This is a genomic window from Variovorax sp. 05T418, from assembly GCF_056396385.1.
Window position 1 is genome coordinate 1 of sequence record NZ_JBFTLJ010000002.1, and the last position, 16,292, is coordinate 16,292.

A 16,292-nucleotide genomic window follows, 5' to 3' on the forward strand; every position below is an offset into this window, starting at 1 on the left:
TCGGTCACGGTCTGCATGGTGTCGGTGACGACGATGCCGCGGTGGCAGTGCAGGCGCATCCGCTCGGCCAGTTCGGTGTTGGGGCGGATGCCCACAGCCATGACGACCAGGTCGGCGGGAACCTCGGTGCCGTCCTTGAAGCGGATGGCGGCCACGCGGCCCTGGTCATTGCCCACCAGTTCCTGGGTCTGGGCGCCGATCAGGAACTTCAGGCCCCGGTCCTCCAGCGACTTCTGCAGCAGCTTGCCCGCCACGTCGTCCAGCTGGCGCTCCATCAGCCAGGGCATGACGTGCACCACGGTGACGTCCATGCCGCGCAGCATCAGGCCGTTGGCCGCTTCCAGGCCCAGCAGGCCGCCGCCGATGACGACGGCGCTCTTGTGGGTCTTGGCGGTCTCGATCATGTAGTCGGTGTCGGCGATGTCGCGGTAGGCGATGACGCCTTTCAGGTCCTTGCCGGGCACCGGGAGCATGAAGGGGTTGGAGCCGGTGCACATGAGGAGGCGGTCGTAGGGGGCCTCGGTGCCATCCTCGGCGCGCACGATGCGCTTGACGCGGTCGACCTCGGCCACCTTCTTGCCGGCGTGCAGGGTGATCTTGTTCTCGGCGTACCACTCCCAGCTGTTGAGGACGATCTCGTCGACCGTCTGCTCGCCGGCGAGCACGGGCGACAGGAGGATGCGGTTGTAGTTGGGGTGCGGCTCGGCACCGAAGACGGTGATGTCGTACAGGTCGGGGGCGAGCTTCAGCAGCTCTTCGAGCGTGCGCACGCCGGCCATGCCGTTGCCGACCATCACGAGCTTGAGTTTCTTCATCATGGGTGGGGCCTTCGGAGAATCAATCGATTCGAAACAACAAATACAAATGCCGACATGCAGCCTTTGCGGGGCCGCATCGTCGGGCGGGGATTAAGGGGGCAGGGAAGCCCGCGGAGCGCGGGCGGGGTGCTGGGCGCTCTTCACGCTCCGGGCTCCGCAAGACCGCGGAAACCTCACCAAAACAGTGCTTCGTTACACCGTGAGCTTGCAGTCACGCAAAGACCGTGCCTGCGCCACGCCGGGTTTGCGCGGCGCGAAAAACCATCGTTCCGGCACTTCCAACAAGCGGGCCGAGGGGTCAACATGTGTGCCGTGCGGCCGATCCGCACCGAGAGCAGCTGCGGCGCACCAATTCAAGGAGCAAAAGACATGTCGAATCACGTTTACAAGTCGCTCGAGCTGACCGGCTCTTCGCCGATAGGCATCGAGGATGCCGTGCAGACGGCCATCGCCAAGGCGCACGAGACGGTCCGCAACATCCAGTGGTTCACCGTGACCGAGACGCGCGGCCACGTGGTGGATGGCAAGGTCGCGCACTGGCAGGTGACGGTGAAGATTGGATTCACGCTGGAGTAACCGCGGGCAGCGTACCGGCGCAGCCCGGCAGAGCAGGGCGGTGGGCCGGATCGCTAGGACCCGATCAGGTGCAGGGCCACCTGCCTCCGGTGCGGCTTCAGCCGGTGCTCCCACAGGTAGATGCCCTGCCAGGTGCCCAGCGCCATGCGGCCGTTCGTCACCGGAACCGACAGCTGCACCGCGGTCAGCGCCGAACGCACATGGGCCGGCATGTCGTCCGGCCCTTCGTCGCGATGCCGGAAAAGCGCGTCGCCATCGGGCACCAGGCGCGCAAGAAAACGGTCGAGATCCGCCTGCACTTCAGGATCCGCGTTCTCCTGCACCAGCAGGCTGGCCGAGGTATGGCGGATGAAGAGCGTCAGCAGCCCGGTCTGAAAGCCGGTGCTCGCGACCCATTGCGCCACGGCCTCCGTGATTTCCAGAAGGCCCCGGCCATCGGTGTCGAAGTCGAGTGTGGTGGTTGTCTGCCTGAGCATCGCATCGACACTTTAGCGGCTGCAAGTTCTGCGCACCTGCTCCAGGTGCACGCCAGTGGGTACCTACCGGGCGAGAAATGCGTCGCCGCAAGCGTGGCCCAGGACTAGTATTCCATCGTTCGACGCGCGGCTTGGCACGAGGCTGCCGCGGACCCACTGCTCACTCGTGCCAAGGAGAGTAGCGATGGCAAGTTCTATGAATGTCACCAAGCTTCAGACGAAATCCCACGACGTGCCGGATGAGGTTCGGGAGCCGGAGAAAACGCGCGTCGAAGTGGTCCGCCTCGAGGGGTACACCCTGGGACGCTTCAAGTTTCAGCCCGGGTGGCGCTGGTCGCAGTGCATCAAGCCGGTCGTCGGCACGGACAGCTGCCAGGTGGCCCACGTCGGGTACGTGGTTTCCGGGCGGATCACGGTGCAAATGAACGACGGCTCGAAGACCATCCTCGAGGAAGGCATGTCGTACACCATTCCTCCGGGCCATGACGCATGGGTTGAAGGCAACGACCCGTTCGTTGGCGTCGAGGTAATGAGCGCAGAGGAATACGCAAAGCCCAAGAGCTGATGACCCCGATGGGTCTGTCCGCCGGCTGGCAATGGTGACGAGGATTTACCGCAGCAGCTGCAGGGAGCAGCGGGACATGGACGACAAGGTCCTGCGGGGCGGAGTTGCTGCTTATGTCATTTAACATAATGCACATTGTGTTCCTTTTGGGTGAAGCTGATCGAAGGCCATCCAGGCCAAACCAGCCCGCCCTCAGGAACCCATGGGACTCACCGACGCCAGCGTCGGATCGAAGTCCGCTTCCACGCGCCCCACATCCGGCACCCGTGGATAGCGCAGCACGCGGTAGCCGGCTTCCACCAGCAGCGCCTCGCGGTCCAGGTCGCGCTGCGACTTGCCCTTGCTGCTCTTGTCGCCGCCGAACGCGACCACGGCCACGACCTTGAACGAGCGGTCGCACACGACGAAGTCGGCGATCTTCCGGCTGAACGAGCTCCGCGCCGCGCGCGTGCGGGCCGTGAGCAATGCACCGAAGCTGACCTGCGGCAGCACCACGAGGTCCGGCAGCGTCTGCACGAGCCGGTTGTACATGGCCTGTTCGCGCGCCGTGAGCGGCGGGCGTGCCTTGGGCTTGTCGACGAAACCGCTGCTGTTTTGCGCCGACCTCTTTTTGGCGACCGCTGCGAGCACAAGCAGTCCGATGGCCAGCAAAAAGATTATGAATAGGAACGTATTCATCTCTGCTTCTCCTTCAGCGCAGAGTCTCGCACGAGGCGCGGGCGCCCTCTTTTTGGCGTTTTCCCGGGCCTGCCGTTGCGGCGGATCCGGCCCTCAATGGAGCGTCTGGAAGCTCACCATTTGCCGTCCTTCGGAATGGCCTTGGGGTCCGCCCTGGCGCCGGCCGCAGCAGCGATCAGCTGCGCAGCCTCCGGGCGGTTGGCCTTGTTCGCGAAGTCGACCGCCGTCATGCCGAGCTGGTTCTTCATGGTGGTGTCCGCACCTTCGGCCAGCAGGAGCTTCACGGCCTCGGTCGAGCCGTACATCGCGGCCATCATGAGCGGCGTGGTGCCGTTGGGCGATTGCGCATCGATGAAGGCAAAGTTGTCGAGCAGCACCTTCATGATGCTCAGCTGGCCGCTGCTGGCGGCGTAATGCAGCGGCGTCCAGCCGGTCTTGTTGACGGCGGCGTCGCGCTTGAGCAGCTGCGCGACCACGTCCTGCTGGCCCTTGATGGCGGCCAGCATCAGCGGGGTTTCGTCCTTGGCGTTGGCGATGTCGACGTCGGTCTGCGGCGATTCGATCAGCACCTGGACCACCTTGGGCGACGGTTCGCGCAGCGCGATGATCAGGCCGGTCTGGCCGTGCTCGTCGCGCGTGTTGGGGTCGAAACCGCGGTTCAGCAGGGTGCGCACGCCGCTCGCGTTGTCTGCGCGCACGGCCCGGAAGAAATCTTCGAACGAGCCCGCGTGGGTGGAAAAAGTTGCTGCCACGACAGTAAGATACAAGAACTTCTTGATGTATTTCTTCATGTTGCTTTGACGCCCTTGAACAGCGTTTCGAAGTTGCTGCTGGTGGCCTCGGCCACGGCTTCGAGCGGCAGCTTGCGCAGTTCGGCGATCTGCTTGGCCACAAAGGGCACGTAGGACGGGTTGTTGGTCTTGCCGCGGTACGGCACCGGCGCCAGGTACGGGCTGTCGGTTTCGATCAGCATGCGGTCGAGCGGCACGAAGGCCGCCACGTCGCGCAGGTCCTGCGCCTTCTTGAAGGTCAGGATGCCCGAAAAGGAAATGTAGAAACCCAGGTCGAGCGCCGCGCGCGCCACTTCGGCGGTTTCGGTGAAGCAATGGAACACGCCGCCCGCAGCGTGGCCGGCGCCGTCTTCGCCCTCCTCCTTGAGGATGGCGAGCGTGTCGGCCGAGGCTTCGCGCGTATGGATGACCAGCGGCATGCGGGTTTGCTGCGCGGCGCGGATGTGCACGCGGAAGCGGTCGCGCTGCCACTCCATGTCGGAGATGCTGCGCCCGCCCTTGCGCTCTTCCATCTGGTAGTAGTCGAGCCCGGTTTCGCCGATGGCCACCACGCGGGGCAAGGCTGCGCGGCGCACCAGGTCGTCCACCGTGGGCTCGGCGATGTCCTCGTTGTCGGGGTGCACGCCCACGCTCGCCCAGAAGTTGTCGTAGCGCGCGGCCAGCGCCTGCACATCGTCGAACTCCTCGAGCTTGGTGCAGATGCACAAGGCCCGGTCGACCTGCGCCTCGGCCATGGCGGCGCGGATTTGCGGCATCTGGTCCGCGAATTCGGGGAAAGTGAGGTGGCAGTGGGAATCGGTGAACATGGCGCTGATTGTCTGGCTTATGCCAGAGACACCGAGGAACCGGCTTTGCCGGGCCTCTGGCGTCGCCCCCGGTAGGGGGTGGGCGTAGCGACACGAAGTGCGCGCAGCCTGGGGGCGAGCTAAATGGTTTGTGTGGGGCGGTCGGAGGCCATCGAGCCGCCGAGCGCCGCTTCGATGCGGGCCTTGAGCTGGCGCGATTTCTCGTCCGACGGAAAACGGATGCCCACGCCCGGCGCCCGGTTGCCCGCGGCGCGCTGCGGCGTGATCCATGCGACCTTGCCGGCCACCGGGTAGCGCTGCGGGTCTTCAGGGAGGGTCAGCAGCACGTAGACGTCGTCGCCCAGGCGGTATTCGCGCGTGGTCGGAATGAAGATGCCGCCTTCGGCAAAGAGCGGAATGTAGGCGGCATAGAGCGCGCCCTTTTCCTTGATGGCGAGCTGGATCACGCTCGGCCGTTGAGGCGCCGGGGCGGCGGGTGCGGGTGCGGCTGGTTGGTTCATGGGCGGCGAGCTGCAGAGTTTAGGGTGGTTCGCGCTTCGCTCACAAGCGCTTCCAGCATGAGGCCGGCATTGAAGGGGTGTTCGGCGGTCCTGGCCGCGTTCGCGAGCGACTTCGACCAGCGCGCGAGCGCCAGGTGCGAAGGCACCGCGGGCGGCAGGTCGGCGGCATCGAAGAAACGTGGCGCGGCGCCGCTGCCAACGGCCATCAGGTCGTGGCAGAGCTTCTGCAGCGAGCCGATGGCCTGCGATGGCGACTGGTCCGCAAGCGCGGCCACGTCGCCACGCGAAACGGCCTTGGGCAAGAGCGACCAGGCCTTGGGCGACTGGCCGGAGCGCGCAAGCCGCAAGGCATCGCTGGGGCGCCCGCCGGCGGCGCGCAGCAGTGCGGTGGCATCGGCGGCGGGCACGTCCTGCGCGGCCAGCCAGGCTTCGGCCTCGGCCGTCTCGGGCCAGGGCAGCGTGAAGCCCAGGCAGCGGCTGCGGATGGTCGGCAGCAACTGCCAGGCTGCCTCGCTGGCCAGCACGAAACGGACATCGCCGACCGGCTCCTCGAGCGTCTTGAGCAGCGCATTGGCCGTGATGCTGTTCATGCGCTCGGCCGGATACACCAGCACCACCTTGCCGCGACCGCGGGCGCTGGTGCGCTGGGCAAAGCCGACGGCGTCGCGCATGGCCTCGACGCGGATCTCGCGGCTGGGCTTGCGCTTCTTGTCGTCGATGTCGGCCTGTGCCTTTTCGTCGAGCGGCCAGCCCAGCTCCTGCATGGCGACCTCGGGCATCAGCACGCAGAGGTCGGCATGGGTGCGCACCTCGATGGCATGGCAGCTCGGGCAGTGGCCGCAGGCGGTGCCGCCCTCCTCCTTGTTGGGCTGTTCGCACAGCCAGGCCGCGGCAAGCGCGAGCGCGAGTTCGTATTGGCCCAGGCCCGAAGGCCCCTGCAGCAGCCAGGCATGGCCGCGCTGGCGCAGCAGTTCCGCGAGCGGGCGATGCAGCCAGGGCGAAAGCGTGGGCGTGCTCATGGTGCCGCTCCGCCTGCGGGTGCCAGCGCGCCGCGCGCAACGAGCGCGGTCTCGACCTGTTGCCAGACCTGGTCGCGCGTCTGGGTTGCATCGATGCGCACGAAGCGCTGCGCATCGGCCGCCGCGCGGGCCGCATAGCCCGCCGCTACGCGCCGGAAGAATTCGACCGGCTGCGATTCGAACTTGTCGGGCAGGCGCGCGCCTGCGAGCCGCTCGGCGGCAATCTCGGGCGCCAGGTCGAACCAGAGCGTGATGTGAGGCTGAAGAAGCAGCCCCGCCGCTCCCCTGCCCCCCTGCACCCATTGCTCCAGCGTCGACAGCAGCTGCGTATCGAAACCGCGGCCCGCGCCCTGGTAGGCGAAGGTGGCGTCGGTGAAGCGATCGCACAGCACCACGTCGCCGCGCGCCAGCGCCGGCTCGATGACCTGCACGATGTGGTCGCGCCGCGCGGCGAACACCAGCAGCGATTCGGTCAGCGGGTCCATCGGCTGCTCGAGGACGAGTCCGCGCAGGGTTTCGGCCAGCGGCGTGCCGCCGGGCTCGCGCGTGCGCACGACCGTGCGGCCGCGGGCGTTGAAGAGCGCCTCCATCGCGTCGAGATGGCTCGACTTGCCGGCGCCATCGATGCCCTCGAGCGTCAGAAACAAGCCTTCACTCATTGCGCAACTTTCGGTTTGGGTTCGCCGCCGCCGCGCTGGTAGCGGTTGACCGCGCGGTTGTGGTCGTCGAGCGAACTGCTGAACTGGCTGGTGCCGTCGCCGCGCGACACAAAATACAGCGACTTGCTCTGCGCCGGCTGTACCGCCGCCAGCAGCGCGGCCTTGCCCGGCATGGCGATGGGCGTGGGCGGCAGGCCGCCGCGCGTGTAGGTGTTCCAGGGGGTATCGGCCAACAGGTCTTTCTTGCGCAGGTTGCCGTCGAACGCGGTGCCCAGGCCGTAGATCACGCTCGGGTCGGTCTGCAGCGGCATGCCGGCGCGCAGCCGGTTGACGAAGACGGCGGCGATCTCGGCGCGGTCCTTGGCTTTTCCTGTCTCCTTTTCGACAATGCTGGCCAGGATCAGCGCCTGATCCGCCGACTGGAGCGGCAAATCGGCCGCCCGGGCAGCCCACGCGGCTTCGAGCTTCTTGTCCATGGCCCGCATGGCGCGCTGCAGCAGCGCGATGTCGGTCGAGCCCTTCGAATAGGTGTAGGTGTCGGGGAAGAAGCGGCCCTCGGGATGCACGCCGGGCCGGCCCAGTTTGGCCATCAGCGCATCGTCTGGCAGGCCGACGGTTTCGGGCTTGAGCTGCTCGGCCTTGGCGAGCGCGGCGCGCACCTGCCGGATGTTCCAGCCTTCGACCAGCACGAGGCTGCGGGTGGCTTCCTCGCCGCGCACCAGCACGTTGAGCAGCATCTTGGGCGTGATGCCGCGCTCCAGCTCGTAGCTGCCGGCGCGGATCTGGCGGTCCTGCCCCGAAATGCGGAACCAGAAATAGAGCATCTGCGGCTGCACGTCGGTGCCGGTATCGGCCACCGCCTGCGCGACGCCGCGCGGCGTGGTGCCGGGTTCCACGGACAGGTCGACGCTGGGCGCGGGCAGCTTGAGCGGCTGGTGCACCCACCAGAGGCCGGCGGCACCAAGGCCGAGCGCAGCCAGGGCGGCGAGCAGGAAAAGCGTGAGGAAGAAGCGGCGCACGGGTCCGATGATTTAGCGGAGAGAAGAAAACGAATCAGCACGAAAAGCCGGTGGCCCTGCGGGAACCGGGGCGGGATTCCCTGCGGACCCGACGGAACGGCTCCGACCATGATAATTCAGCGATGACTACTGTCGTTCTCAATGGTGTTACCGCTCTTTCCGACCTTGGCGTGATCCGCGCCGAGGGGCCCGATGCCGCCAGCTTCCTGCATGGCCAGCTCACCCAGGATTTCGCGCTGCTGGGCGCCACCGAGGCCCGCCTGGCCGCGCTTTGCACCGCCAAGGGCCGCGTGATCGCCAGCTTCGTCGGCATCCGGCCGCAGCCGGAGCTGGTGCTGCTGGTGTGCAGCCGCGACATCCTGGCCGCCACGCTCAAGCGCCTGTCGATGTACGTGCTGCGCGCCAAGGCCAAGCTCACGGACGCCACCGAGCAATTCGCGCTGTACGGCCTTGCCGGCACCGCGCTGGCCGCCAACGGCCTCGATGCCACGGCCTTGCCCGGCCAGCGCACCGCCATTGGCCAAGACATCAGCGCGGTGTCGCTGTACCCGGCCGACGGCGTGCCGCGCGCGATGTGGATCGCGCCGGCCGGCAGCCCGGCGCCCGCGGGCCCGGCGCTCGATGCGCAACTGTGGCAGTGGAGCGAGGTCCGCAGCGGCATCGTGACCGTGACCACGCCGGTGGTCGAGGCCTTCGTGCCGCAGATGATCAACTACGAATCCGTGGGCGGCGTGAACTTCAAGAAGGGCTGCTATCCGGGCCAGGAAATCGTGGCGCGCAGCCAGTTCCGCGGCACCCTGAAGCGGCGCACCTACCTCGTGCAGGCCGATGCGCCCCTCGGCGCCGGCCAGGAGGTGTTCGCGGCCGGCGATGCCGAGCAGCCTGTGGGCACGGTGGCGCAGGCCGCGCCGGCACCTGGCGGCGGCTGGGCCGCGCTGATCTCGATCCAGATCTCGGCACTCGAAACCGGCGGCCTGCATGCGGGCAGCGCCGACGGGCCGGCGCTCACGGTCGAGCCGCTGCCGTATCCGCTGCTCGAAGACATCTAGACGCAACCGGACTGAAGAAACGGACGCCTGGCGCCGCCCCGAAAGAGGCGGCGCCATTTTTTTGCGCGCGTTTAACCCTGCCGCCGGTGCTGCTCCGTAGAAGCCGTACCGATCCACTCCTGGCAAGGAAAGACATCATGAAGCGCAGACTCCTCTTCTCGACCGCCCTCGCATGGACCGCGCTGGGCGTGCTGCCGGCTTGCGCCGAAAGCCCGGTGCGGCCCCTGCCTCCGCTTTCGCCGCCCTCCAACCGCATCGGTTCGCTGATGCAGCTCAGCGTGGTCGACCGCGCGAGCGGCCGCGAACTGCCCATCTACCGCCACCGCGGCGAATACTGGGTGGCCGGCCGGCCCGGCACGCGCTATGCGATCCGCGCGCGCAATGCGATGGGTGAGCGCGTCATGGCCGTGATGTCGGTGGACGGCATCAACATCGTGACCGGCGAGACCGCGGGCGTGCTGCAGAACGGCTATGTGTTTTCCGGCGGCGAGCGCAGCGACATCACGGGCTGGCGCAAGAGCGATTCGCAGATCGCGGCCTTCGAATTCACCTCCATCGGCAATTCGTATGCAAGCCGCACCGGCCGGCCGGACGACGTGGGCGTGATCGGCGTCGCGATGTTCCGCGAACGCGTGCCCGAGCCGCCGCTTGCGCCGCCCATCGCCTTTCCGCGCCGCGACGGCGGCACGCGCGAGATGGAGCGCCGCAACGGGGCGCCATCGGCCGCAGCCGAGGCCGCACCGGCTGCACCCGCAGCGCAGGCCCGCTCGGCCGACAGCGCCCTGGGCGCCGAGGCGGCGGCATCGGCGAAAGGCAGCCTGGCCCGGCCAGCGCCGCCCAGCCCGAGCCTGGGCACCGCCCACGGCCGGCGCGAGACTTCGCATGTCGGCCACACCAGCTTCGAGCGCGCCCAGTCCACGCCCGACGAGGTGGTGCGCATTCGCTACGACAGCCGCGAGAACCTCATCGCCGCGGGCGTGATCCCGGTGCCGCCGCCCGCGCGCTGGCCGCGTCCCGAAGGCCCGTCCGCCTTTCCGGGTTCGGAGATGGGCTACGTGCCCGATCCGCCGGCGCGCTACGAGTGAGCCCTCTCGAACGCCGCGATCAGGCCAGCGTGCGACGCATCTCGATGTGCGGGATGCCGGCTTCCTCGAAGGGCTCGCCGTGCACGGCATAGCCCAGGCGCGCATAGAAGCGCTCTGCGCTGCGCTGCGCGTGCAGGCCGATCTCGCGGTCGCCGCGCGCCTTGGCTGCGGCCTCCAGCGCCTGCATCACGGCGGCACCGTGGCCGCCGCTGCGCAGCGCGCGGTGCACGGCCATGCGGCCGAGCATGGCCGTGCCGTCGACCGCATCGAGCAGCCGGCCGGTCGCAATCACCTGGCCGAGCCGGTTGCGGACCACCGCGTGCAGCACGATGGCATCGTGCGCATCCCACTCCAGTTCCTTGGGAATGTTCTGCTCCTCGATGAAGACCGCGCGGCGCAGCGCACCCGCGCCTTCGCCCAGCGTTTTCCAGTCGCCCGTCTCCACCGTGCGCATCGGCTCGCCGGCCTCGAACCCCGTGAGGATTTCGCGCAGTGCCGCCGGCACCGGCTTCGAGGTCTGCGTGGCCGGGTCGGCAAACACATAGACGAGCTCGCAGCCCACCAGGTACTGGTCCTGCCGGAACAGCGCACCCTCGAAGACGATGGACGAGTTGCCGATGCGCGCGCACTTCATGCCCACGTCGATCACGTCGTCCATGCGCGCCGAGGCCCGAAAGTCGACCGTGGCCTTGCGCACGTAAAGGTCGCCGCCCAGTGCATGCATGGCTTCTTCGTAAGGCAGCGCGAGCGCACGCCAGTAGTCGGCAATGGCGGTGTCGAAGTACATCAGGTAGTGCGCATTGAATACGATCTTCTGCATGTCGACTTCGGCCCAGCGCACGCGCAGGCGGTGAAAGAAGCGGAAGTCTTTTCTCTGGGGCACGGTCTTGTCGTTCATGGGTTCAGTGCGTCCTTGAGTGCACGGGCCGCGTCGTCCTGCGCCTGCAGCGCCTCGGGGATGGCGCGGCCCATTTTCAGAAATTCGTGGATCACGCCGCGGTAGATCTCGAGGTCGACCGCCACTCCCGCGGCGCGGAGCTTGTCGGCGTAGGCAATGCCTTCATCCACCACCGGATCGCATTCGGCCAGGCCGATCCATGCGGGCGCCACGCCGTCGACGTCGTCGGCCAGGAGCGGCGCAAAGCGCCAGTCGTCGCGGTCGGCCGGCGTGCGCACGTACTGGCCGAAGAAATAGTCGATCAGCGCCTTGGTGAGCAGCGGGCCGTGGGCGTAGCGCCGGTGCGAGGCGGTGTCCTGGTGCGCCGCGGTGCCGGGATAGATGAGCATCTGCAGCGCGAGCGGCAGGCCCGCGTCGCGCGCGAGAATCGCGCACACCGCGGCCAGCGTGCCGCCGGCGCTGTCGCCGCCCACGGCCAGGCGGCTCGCGTCGATGCCCAGGCGCGCGTCTTCGCTTGCAATGAAGGCTAAGGCATCCCACGCGTCGTTCGATGCCGTCGGAAACCTAAACGCGGGCGCCAGCCGGTAGTCGACCGACACCACCGCGCAGCCGCTCTTGCTGGCCAGCACGCGGCACAGCGTGTCGTGCGTGCGGATGTTGCCGACCGTGAAGCCGCCGCCATGAAAATACACCAGCGCCGGCAGCATCGCCGTTGCCGACGGCGCGTAGAGCCGCGCGGGAATCGCGAAGCCATCGCGCGCCGGAATCGTGAAGTCGTCGACGCGCTCCAGCGCGGGCTTTTGCACTTCGAGCACGCCCGCGCCTTTTTCGTAGGAGGCCTTGGCCTCGTCGGGCGTGAGCTGGTCGAGCGAGGGATGGCCGGCCCGCGCCATGCGCTCGACCACGTTGGCCATCTTCGCGGTGAGCGGAGGCTGCCATGTGCCGGGTGCGACAGCGGCAAGGGTTTTGTTCATGTGCAAGACTGTCCCTGCTTGTTAGATTTGGGTGGTCTGCAATCGTACTGCCCCAGGCAAACCCACCTCATGGCCCTCATCCAATACCTCACCCAGATCCAGTTCGAATTCGGCGCCATCAAGCTGCTGTCCAGCGAATGCGCGCGCATCGGCATCAACCGGCCGCTGATCGTGACCGATGCAGGCGTGCGCGCGGCCGGCGTGCTGCAGAAGGCGCTCGATGCCATCGCCGACCTGGAAGTAGCGGTGTTCGACCAGACCCCCTCCAACCCCACCGAAGCCGCCGTGCGCGCAGCCGTCGAGCTGTACCGCAGCGGCCGCTGCGACGGCCTCATTGCCGTGGGCGGCGGCTCGGCCATCGACTGCGCCAAGGGCGTGGCCATCGCCGCCACGCACGAAGGCCCGCTCAAGACCTATGCCACCATCGAAGGCGGCTCGCCGAAGATCACCGACCGCGCGGTGCCGCTCATCGCGGTGCCCACCACCAGCGGCACCGGCAGCGAGGTGGCGCGCGGCGCCATCGTGATCGTCGACGACCACCGCAAGCTCGGCTTCCACAGCTGGTTCCTGATGCCCAAGGCCGCCATCTGCGACCCCGAGCTCACGCTCGGCCTGCCGCCCCGGCTCACGGCCGCCACCGGCATGGACGCGATTGCGCACTGCATGGAAACCTTCATGTCGGCCGCCTTCAATCCGCCGGCCGACGGCATCGGCCTGGACGGCCTGGAGCGCGCCTGGCTGCACATCGAGCGCGCCACCAAGGACGGCAGTGACCGCGAGGCGCGCCTCAATCTCATGAGCGCGTCGATGCAGGGCGCCATGGCGTTCCAGAAGGGCCTGGGCTGCGTGCACTCGCTGAGCCACAGCCTGGGCGGCGTCGATCCGCGCCTGCACCACGGCACGCTCAACGCCCTCTTCCTGCCGGCGGTGATCCACTTCAACGCGGGTGCCGAGTCGGTGCAGAAGGAGCAGCGGCTGCAGCGCATGGCGCGGGCCATGCACCTCGATTCGCCCGGCGATCTCGGCGACGCGATCCGCGACATGAACGCGCGCCTGGGCCTGCCCAAGGGCCTGGACGAGGTGGGCGTCACGCCCGCCCTGTTCGAGCAGATCATCGACGGCGCCATGGCCGACCACTGCCACAAGACCAACCCGCGGCTGGCTTCGCGCGACGACTACAAGGCGATGCTCGAGGCATCGATGTAGGGGGCGGGCGCAGTTGTTCGGGGCGCGATCACGCCGACGGGGTACCTTGCTCCGCGAATGTCCTCCGGCCTTCGGCCTCCCCCTTGATTTCGCTGCGCAAGGCACCCCATCGACGTGATCGTTATGCGGAGCAGTCGTTGATCAGCGATACACCAGCAGCGCGCCCATGTGCACAGAGCATCGGGTGCTCCCCGCAGCGAAATAAAGGAGGAGGCCGCAGGCCGGGGGACATTCGCGGAGGGGAGTACCCGGTGATCTGTGCACACGCCCTGAACGCCCTGCAACAGAAGCGCACGTCATGTATATGACATAAGGAATTTCTAGACTGCCAATCGAAGGCTTCGCATCCGCAGAAGTCCCAAGGGCCAGGGAAATTTCGAATGCCACGTACCGTCCAGGTTCACACCGTACTCAACGCCGAGCAGCTGAAGTTCCGCGCGATGCGGGGACAGGAAGGCCTCTCGCAGCTGTTCGAGTTCGAGGTCGACATGGTCAGCCCGAGCTTCAACCTCGACCTGAAGAAGCTGCTGGGCACTTCGCTCACGCTCGAACTGCAGGACGAAGGCGCATCGCGCTTTCTCAACGGCACCGTGGTGCGCTTCGAGCTCGTGGGCCGCGCCAACGAAACCGGCCGCCACTACGTCTACCGCGCATTGGTGCAGCCCTGGCTCTGGTACCTCACGCGCACCACCGACTGCCGCATCTTCCAGAACATGAGCGTGCCCGACGTGCTCGACGAAGTGCTCGGCAAATACGGCTTCGAATACGAGAAGCGCCTCAGCGGCAGCTACCGCCCATGGGAATACTGCGTGCAGTACCAGGAGAGCGACTTCGCCTTCGTCTGCCGCCTCATGGAGCACGAGGGCATTGCCTACCACTTCGAGCACCGCAACGGCTCGCACCTGCTGGTGCTGGCCGACGACGTCGGCGGCTACAGCACCCTGCCGGGCCACGCCACCATCGCCTACCGTCCGCGCGACCGCGTGGTGAATGCCATGGAGCCCTGCATCGACCAGTGGCGCATCTCGGAGCAGATCACCTCGGGCCGCGTGATGCTCGACGACTTCGACTTCAGGAAGTCGCGCGCCTCGCTCCAGAGCGTGCAGCAGGACCCGAAGGGCCACGACCACTCGAGCTACGAAGTCTATGAATGGCTGGGCGGCTACAGCGAGAACGACCAGGGCGACAGCTACGCGAAGATCCGCCTGCAGGAGCTGCAGTGCGCGCACGAGCTGGCCACGGGCCACACCAACGTGGCGGGCATGGCGCCGGGCTACCTGTTCCAGATGACGCACTGCCCGCGCGAGGCCGACAACCGCGAATACCTCGTCACGCAGACCCGCTACGACCTCCAGGAGCCCGAGTACGCGACCGGCGGCACGGCCGAATCGGTGTGCGAGTTCGACTTCACCGTGCTGCCTTCCAGCGTGCCCTACCGCCCCGCGCGCAAGACGCCCAAGCCGCGCACCAGCGGCCCGCAGACCGCCACCGTGGTCGGCCCCGAAGAGATCTGGACCGACCGCTTCGGCCGCGTGAAGCTGCAGTTCCGCTGGGACCGCTACGGCCAGTCGGACGAGAACAGCTCGTGCTGGGTGCGCGTGTCCAGCAACTGGGCCGGCGCCAACTACGGCACCATGCACATGCCGCGCGTGGGCCAGGAAGTGATCGTCGATTTCATCGGCGGCGAACCCGACCGACCCATCATCACCGGCCGCGTCTACAACAACGACCAGATGCCGCCGTGGGAGCTGCCCGCCAATGCCACGGCCAGCGGCATCCTCACGCGCTCGAGCACAGGCGGCGCGGCCAACCAGGCGAACATGCTGCGCTTCGAGGACCGCAGCGGCGCCGAGCAGATCCTGCTGCATGCCGAGCGCAACCTCGACGTCGAGGTGGAAGCCGACGAGACGCACACCACCAGCGGCACGCGCACCACCCTCGTCAAGGGCCACGAGTCGGCCACCTACCAGAGCGGCGAGACGCGCGACATCACCGCGGGCGCGAAAGAAACCATTACCGGCGGCGACACGCGCGACGTGACCGGCGGCTTCAGCGAAACGGTCAGCGGCGGCGTCACGCAGACCATTTCGGGCGGCAAGAAGCGCACGCTCAGCGGCGGGCTGAACGACACCATCAGCGGCGGCGTCAACCTTGCGATCACCGGCGGCTTCCACGGCACCATCGATGGACGGGAGATCCGCTTCGTGAGCGGCGGACGCAACGACACCATCGACACCTCGAACACCGTGCTGGTCAACGGCCCCTCGAACACCACCGTGACCGGCCCGACGGTGCACACCTCCCCGGATGTGACCTTCAACACGACGAACCACATCCACAACACGACGCAGCACGTCATCAACACCAACGTCTACAACACCACGTCGAACACCTACAACAACCTGACCAACAACTACACGAACAACTCGGTCAGCTACACCAACAACTACTCCAAGAGCAGCGACTGGAGGTGGTTCCGCCTGGGCGGCACCGGCCTGAACATGGACGTGTCGGGCATTTCGCTGGGCGTGGTGGCCGTGCGTTCGATGGCCATCGGCGTGCAGGCGCAGGCCATCGGCGTGAAGCTGGAGGCTGTGGGCGCGGAGTGGAAGAACAAGGCAATGTCGCTGGGGGATGCCGGTGCGCTCATCCAGCTCGTGGGCACGGAGATCAAGACGGGCGGCCTGCGCGCCGGCATCCAGGCGCTCAAGATCCTGCTCTGAAGCGTGGAAAACGTGCTCGAGATCGTGCTGTGGGGGGTGTTCGGCATCGTCAGCCTGGGCGTGATCGCGCTCGCCGCCATCGTGCTCGCGGTGTCGCTGATGAGCCATCGCGCCTATGCCGAGGAAGGCCGGCTGTGGCAGCAGCTGCAGGCCAGCGGGCGTCCGCTGCAGGGCGTCGCGGTTTCCCTGGTGCGCTCGCCCAGCGGCTACTCCCGGCGCGGCCCCGTCGGGCAGCGCATGACAGCCGTGCAGCTGGGCGTCGCCTACGTCGATGCCGACGGCATCGAGCAGCAGACCACCTTGCGCACGCTCATCGACGAGGACCTGCTGGCCCATTTTTCCGCGGGCCGGCCCGACATTCATCTGCTGCAGGACCCGCAAGACCCGTCGCGGCTGGCCATCGACCGCAGGCACACCCCCCTGGTGATCCGCGGCGCAAGGCGCTGATCC

The 16,292-nt window shown here is 67.5% G+C and carries 18 protein-coding genes; 7 read left to right on the plus strand and 11 right to left on the minus strand.

All coding sequences use genetic code 11. The annotated features are described in order from the left end of the window. Positions 1-815, minus strand: an 815-nt coding sequence (locus AC1DMS_RS03340; protein ID WP_478180642.1) for an NAD(P)/FAD-dependent oxidoreductase, incomplete at its 3' end; no start/stop codon positions are given. 372 nt (positions 816-1,187) lie between these two features. Between AC1DMS_RS03340 and AC1DMS_RS03345 the strand changes: the two genes are divergently transcribed. Next, positions 1,188-1,394: a dodecin gene (locus tag AC1DMS_RS03345; RefSeq protein WP_012747952.1), complete on the plus strand. Its 207-nt coding sequence runs from the start codon at positions 1,188-1,190 to the stop codon at positions 1,392-1,394. 53 nt (positions 1,395-1,447) lie between these two features. Here the strand turns inward: AC1DMS_RS03345 and AC1DMS_RS03350 are convergent, their stop codons facing one another. Continuing rightward, positions 1,448-1,870 carry a secondary thiamine-phosphate synthase enzyme YjbQ gene (locus AC1DMS_RS03350; RefSeq protein ID WP_012747953.1) on the minus strand — a complete coding sequence of 141 codons (423 nt, stop codon included), beginning with the start codon at positions 1,868-1,870 and terminating at the stop codon, positions 1,448-1,450. A 184-nt stretch (positions 1,871-2,054) separates the two neighbouring features. Here AC1DMS_RS03350 and AC1DMS_RS03355 point away from each other — a divergent pair, with 184 nt between their 5' ends. Continuing rightward, positions 2,055-2,435 (plus strand): cupin domain-containing protein, encoded by a 381-nt coding sequence (locus AC1DMS_RS03355; RefSeq protein ID WP_012747954.1) that lies wholly within the window; start codon positions 2,055-2,057, stop codon positions 2,433-2,435. A gap of 192 nt (positions 2,436-2,627) precedes the next feature. Here AC1DMS_RS03355 and AC1DMS_RS03360 read toward each other — a convergent pair whose 3' ends face one another. The 7 genes from AC1DMS_RS03360 to mltG form a co-directional block, all read right to left on the minus strand. Continuing rightward, positions 2,628-3,113: a DUF2726 domain-containing protein gene (locus AC1DMS_RS03360; protein WP_018905827.1), complete on the minus strand. Its 486-nt coding sequence runs from the start codon at positions 3,111-3,113 to the stop codon at positions 2,628-2,630. A gap of 113 nt (positions 3,114-3,226) precedes the next feature. Beyond that, positions 3,227-3,904 (minus strand): ankyrin repeat domain-containing protein, encoded by a 678-nt coding sequence (locus AC1DMS_RS03365; protein ID WP_478180643.1) that lies wholly within the window; start codon positions 3,902-3,904, stop codon positions 3,227-3,229. Beyond that, on the minus strand, positions 3,901-4,710 hold the full coding sequence (locus AC1DMS_RS03370) for a TatD family hydrolase (RefSeq protein ID WP_478180644.1): 810 nt from the start codon (positions 4,708-4,710) through the stop codon (positions 3,901-3,903). Before AC1DMS_RS03370 ends, AC1DMS_RS03365 begins: the two co-directional genes overlap by 4 nt. 119 nt (positions 4,711-4,829) lie before the next feature. Then, positions 4,830-5,210 carry a PilZ domain-containing protein gene (locus tag AC1DMS_RS03375; RefSeq protein ID WP_012747958.1) on the minus strand — a complete coding sequence of 127 codons (381 nt, stop codon included), beginning with the start codon at positions 5,208-5,210 and terminating at the stop codon, positions 4,830-4,832. Then, on the minus strand, positions 5,207-6,229 hold the full coding sequence (locus tag AC1DMS_RS03380; RefSeq protein WP_478180645.1) for a DNA polymerase III subunit delta': 1,023 nt from the start codon (positions 6,227-6,229) through the stop codon (positions 5,207-5,209). The genes AC1DMS_RS03375 and AC1DMS_RS03380 overlap by 4 nt, the downstream gene beginning before the upstream one ends. Next, the gene (gene tmk, locus AC1DMS_RS03385) at positions 6,226-6,888 is read right to left on the minus strand and encodes a dTMP kinase (RefSeq protein ID WP_478180646.1); all 663 of its coding nucleotides are present in this window, start codon (positions 6,886-6,888) and stop codon (positions 6,226-6,228) included. The genes AC1DMS_RS03380 and tmk overlap by 4 nt, the downstream gene beginning before the upstream one ends. Then, the gene (gene mltG / locus AC1DMS_RS03390) at positions 6,885-7,907 is read right to left on the minus strand and encodes an endolytic transglycosylase MltG (protein ID WP_012747961.1); all 1,023 of its coding nucleotides are present in this window, start codon (positions 7,905-7,907) and stop codon (positions 6,885-6,887) included. Before mltG ends, tmk begins: the two co-directional genes overlap by 4 nt. 122 nt (positions 7,908-8,029) lie before the next feature. On the opposite strand from mltG, the gene ygfZ reads away from it, so the two are divergent. Both ygfZ and AC1DMS_RS03400 read left to right on the plus strand, forming a co-directional pair. Continuing rightward, a complete protein-coding gene (ygfZ, locus tag AC1DMS_RS03395) occupies positions 8,030-8,956 on the plus strand; it encodes a CAF17-like 4Fe-4S cluster assembly/insertion protein YgfZ (RefSeq protein WP_012747962.1) in 927 nt (308 codons plus the stop codon). Between the two features lie 137 nt (positions 8,957-9,093). Beyond that, complete coding sequence (locus tag AC1DMS_RS03400; RefSeq protein WP_478180647.1) at positions 9,094-10,041, plus strand: hypothetical protein; 948 nt, start codon at positions 9,094-9,096, stop codon at positions 10,039-10,041. Positions 10,042-10,060: 19 nt separating this feature from the next. On the opposite strand, the gene AC1DMS_RS03405 is transcribed toward AC1DMS_RS03400, so the two are convergent. Further along, positions 10,061-10,939, minus strand: a complete 879-nt coding sequence (locus tag AC1DMS_RS03405) for a YbgC/FadM family acyl-CoA thioesterase (RefSeq protein WP_478180648.1) — start codon at positions 10,937-10,939, stop codon at positions 10,061-10,063. Beyond that, positions 10,936-11,913: an alpha/beta hydrolase gene (locus AC1DMS_RS03410; protein WP_478180649.1), complete on the minus strand. Its 978-nt coding sequence runs from the start codon at positions 11,911-11,913 to the stop codon at positions 10,936-10,938. Before AC1DMS_RS03410 ends, AC1DMS_RS03405 begins: the two co-directional genes overlap by 4 nt. 69 nt (positions 11,914-11,982) lie before the next feature. On the opposite strand from AC1DMS_RS03410, the gene AC1DMS_RS03415 reads away from it, so the two are divergent. The 3 genes from AC1DMS_RS03415 to AC1DMS_RS03425 all read left to right on the plus strand — a co-directional run bounded on the left by AC1DMS_RS03415 (position 11,983) and on the right by AC1DMS_RS03425 (position 16,289). Continuing rightward, positions 11,983-13,119, plus strand: a complete 1,137-nt coding sequence (locus tag AC1DMS_RS03415; protein ID WP_436044011.1) for an iron-containing alcohol dehydrogenase — start codon at positions 11,983-11,985, stop codon at positions 13,117-13,119. A 380-nt stretch (positions 13,120-13,499) separates the two neighbouring features. Continuing rightward, positions 13,500-15,842, plus strand: a complete 2,343-nt coding sequence (locus AC1DMS_RS03420) for a type VI secretion system Vgr family protein (protein WP_478180650.1) — start codon at positions 13,500-13,502, stop codon at positions 15,840-15,842. A 3-nt stretch (positions 15,843-15,845) separates the two neighbouring features. Further along, positions 15,846-16,289: a hypothetical protein gene (locus tag AC1DMS_RS03425; RefSeq protein ID WP_478180651.1), complete on the plus strand. Its 444-nt coding sequence runs from the start codon at positions 15,846-15,848 to the stop codon at positions 16,287-16,289. Positions 16,290-16,292: the final 3 nt, after the last annotated feature.

Bases quoted from the DNA above. Each gene is read 5' to 3' on its own strand.
- AC1DMS_RS03415 (WP_436044011.1), top strand. From the start codon at position 11,983: ATGGCCCTCATCCAATACCTCACCCAGATCCAGTTCGAATTCGGCGCC.
- AC1DMS_RS03345 (WP_012747952.1), top strand. From the start codon at position 1,188: ATGTCGAATCACGTTTACAAGTCGCTCGAGCTGACCGGCTCTTCGCCG.
- AC1DMS_RS03380 (WP_478180645.1), bottom strand. From the start codon at position 6,229: ATGAGCACGCCCACGCTTTCGCCCTGGCTGCATCGCCCGCTCGCGGAA.
- AC1DMS_RS03375 (WP_012747958.1), bottom strand. From the start codon at position 5,210: ATGAACCAACCAGCCGCACCCGCACCCGCCGCCCCGGCGCCTCAACGG.
- AC1DMS_RS03360 (WP_018905827.1), bottom strand. From the start codon at position 3,113: ATGAATACGTTCCTATTCATAATCTTTTTGCTGGCCATCGGACTGCTT.
- AC1DMS_RS03365 (WP_478180643.1), bottom strand. From the start codon at position 3,904: ATGAAGAAATACATCAAGAAGTTCTTGTATCTTACTGTCGTGGCAGCA.
- AC1DMS_RS03420 (WP_478180650.1), top strand. From the start codon at position 13,500: ATGCCACGTACCGTCCAGGTTCACACCGTACTCAACGCCGAGCAGCTG.
- AC1DMS_RS03405 (WP_478180648.1), bottom strand. From the start codon at position 10,939: ATGAACGACAAGACCGTGCCCCAGAGAAAAGACTTCCGCTTCTTTCAC.
- tmk (WP_478180646.1), bottom strand. From the start codon at position 6,888: ATGAGTGAAGGCTTGTTTCTGACGCTCGAGGGCATCGATGGCGCCGGC.
- AC1DMS_RS03410 (WP_478180649.1), bottom strand. From the start codon at position 11,913: ATGAACAAAACCCTTGCCGCTGTCGCACCCGGCACATGGCAGCCTCCG.
- AC1DMS_RS03355 (WP_012747954.1), top strand. From the start codon at position 2,055: ATGGCAAGTTCTATGAATGTCACCAAGCTTCAGACGAAATCCCACGAC.
- AC1DMS_RS03370 (WP_478180644.1), bottom strand. From the start codon at position 4,710: ATGTTCACCGATTCCCACTGCCACCTCACTTTCCCCGAATTCGCGGAC.
- AC1DMS_RS03350 (WP_012747953.1), bottom strand. From the start codon at position 1,870: ATGCTCAGGCAGACAACCACCACACTCGACTTCGACACCGATGGCCGG.
- AC1DMS_RS03400 (WP_478180647.1), top strand. From the start codon at position 9,094: ATGAAGCGCAGACTCCTCTTCTCGACCGCCCTCGCATGGACCGCGCTG.
- ygfZ (WP_012747962.1), top strand. From the start codon at position 8,030: ATGACTACTGTCGTTCTCAATGGTGTTACCGCTCTTTCCGACCTTGGC.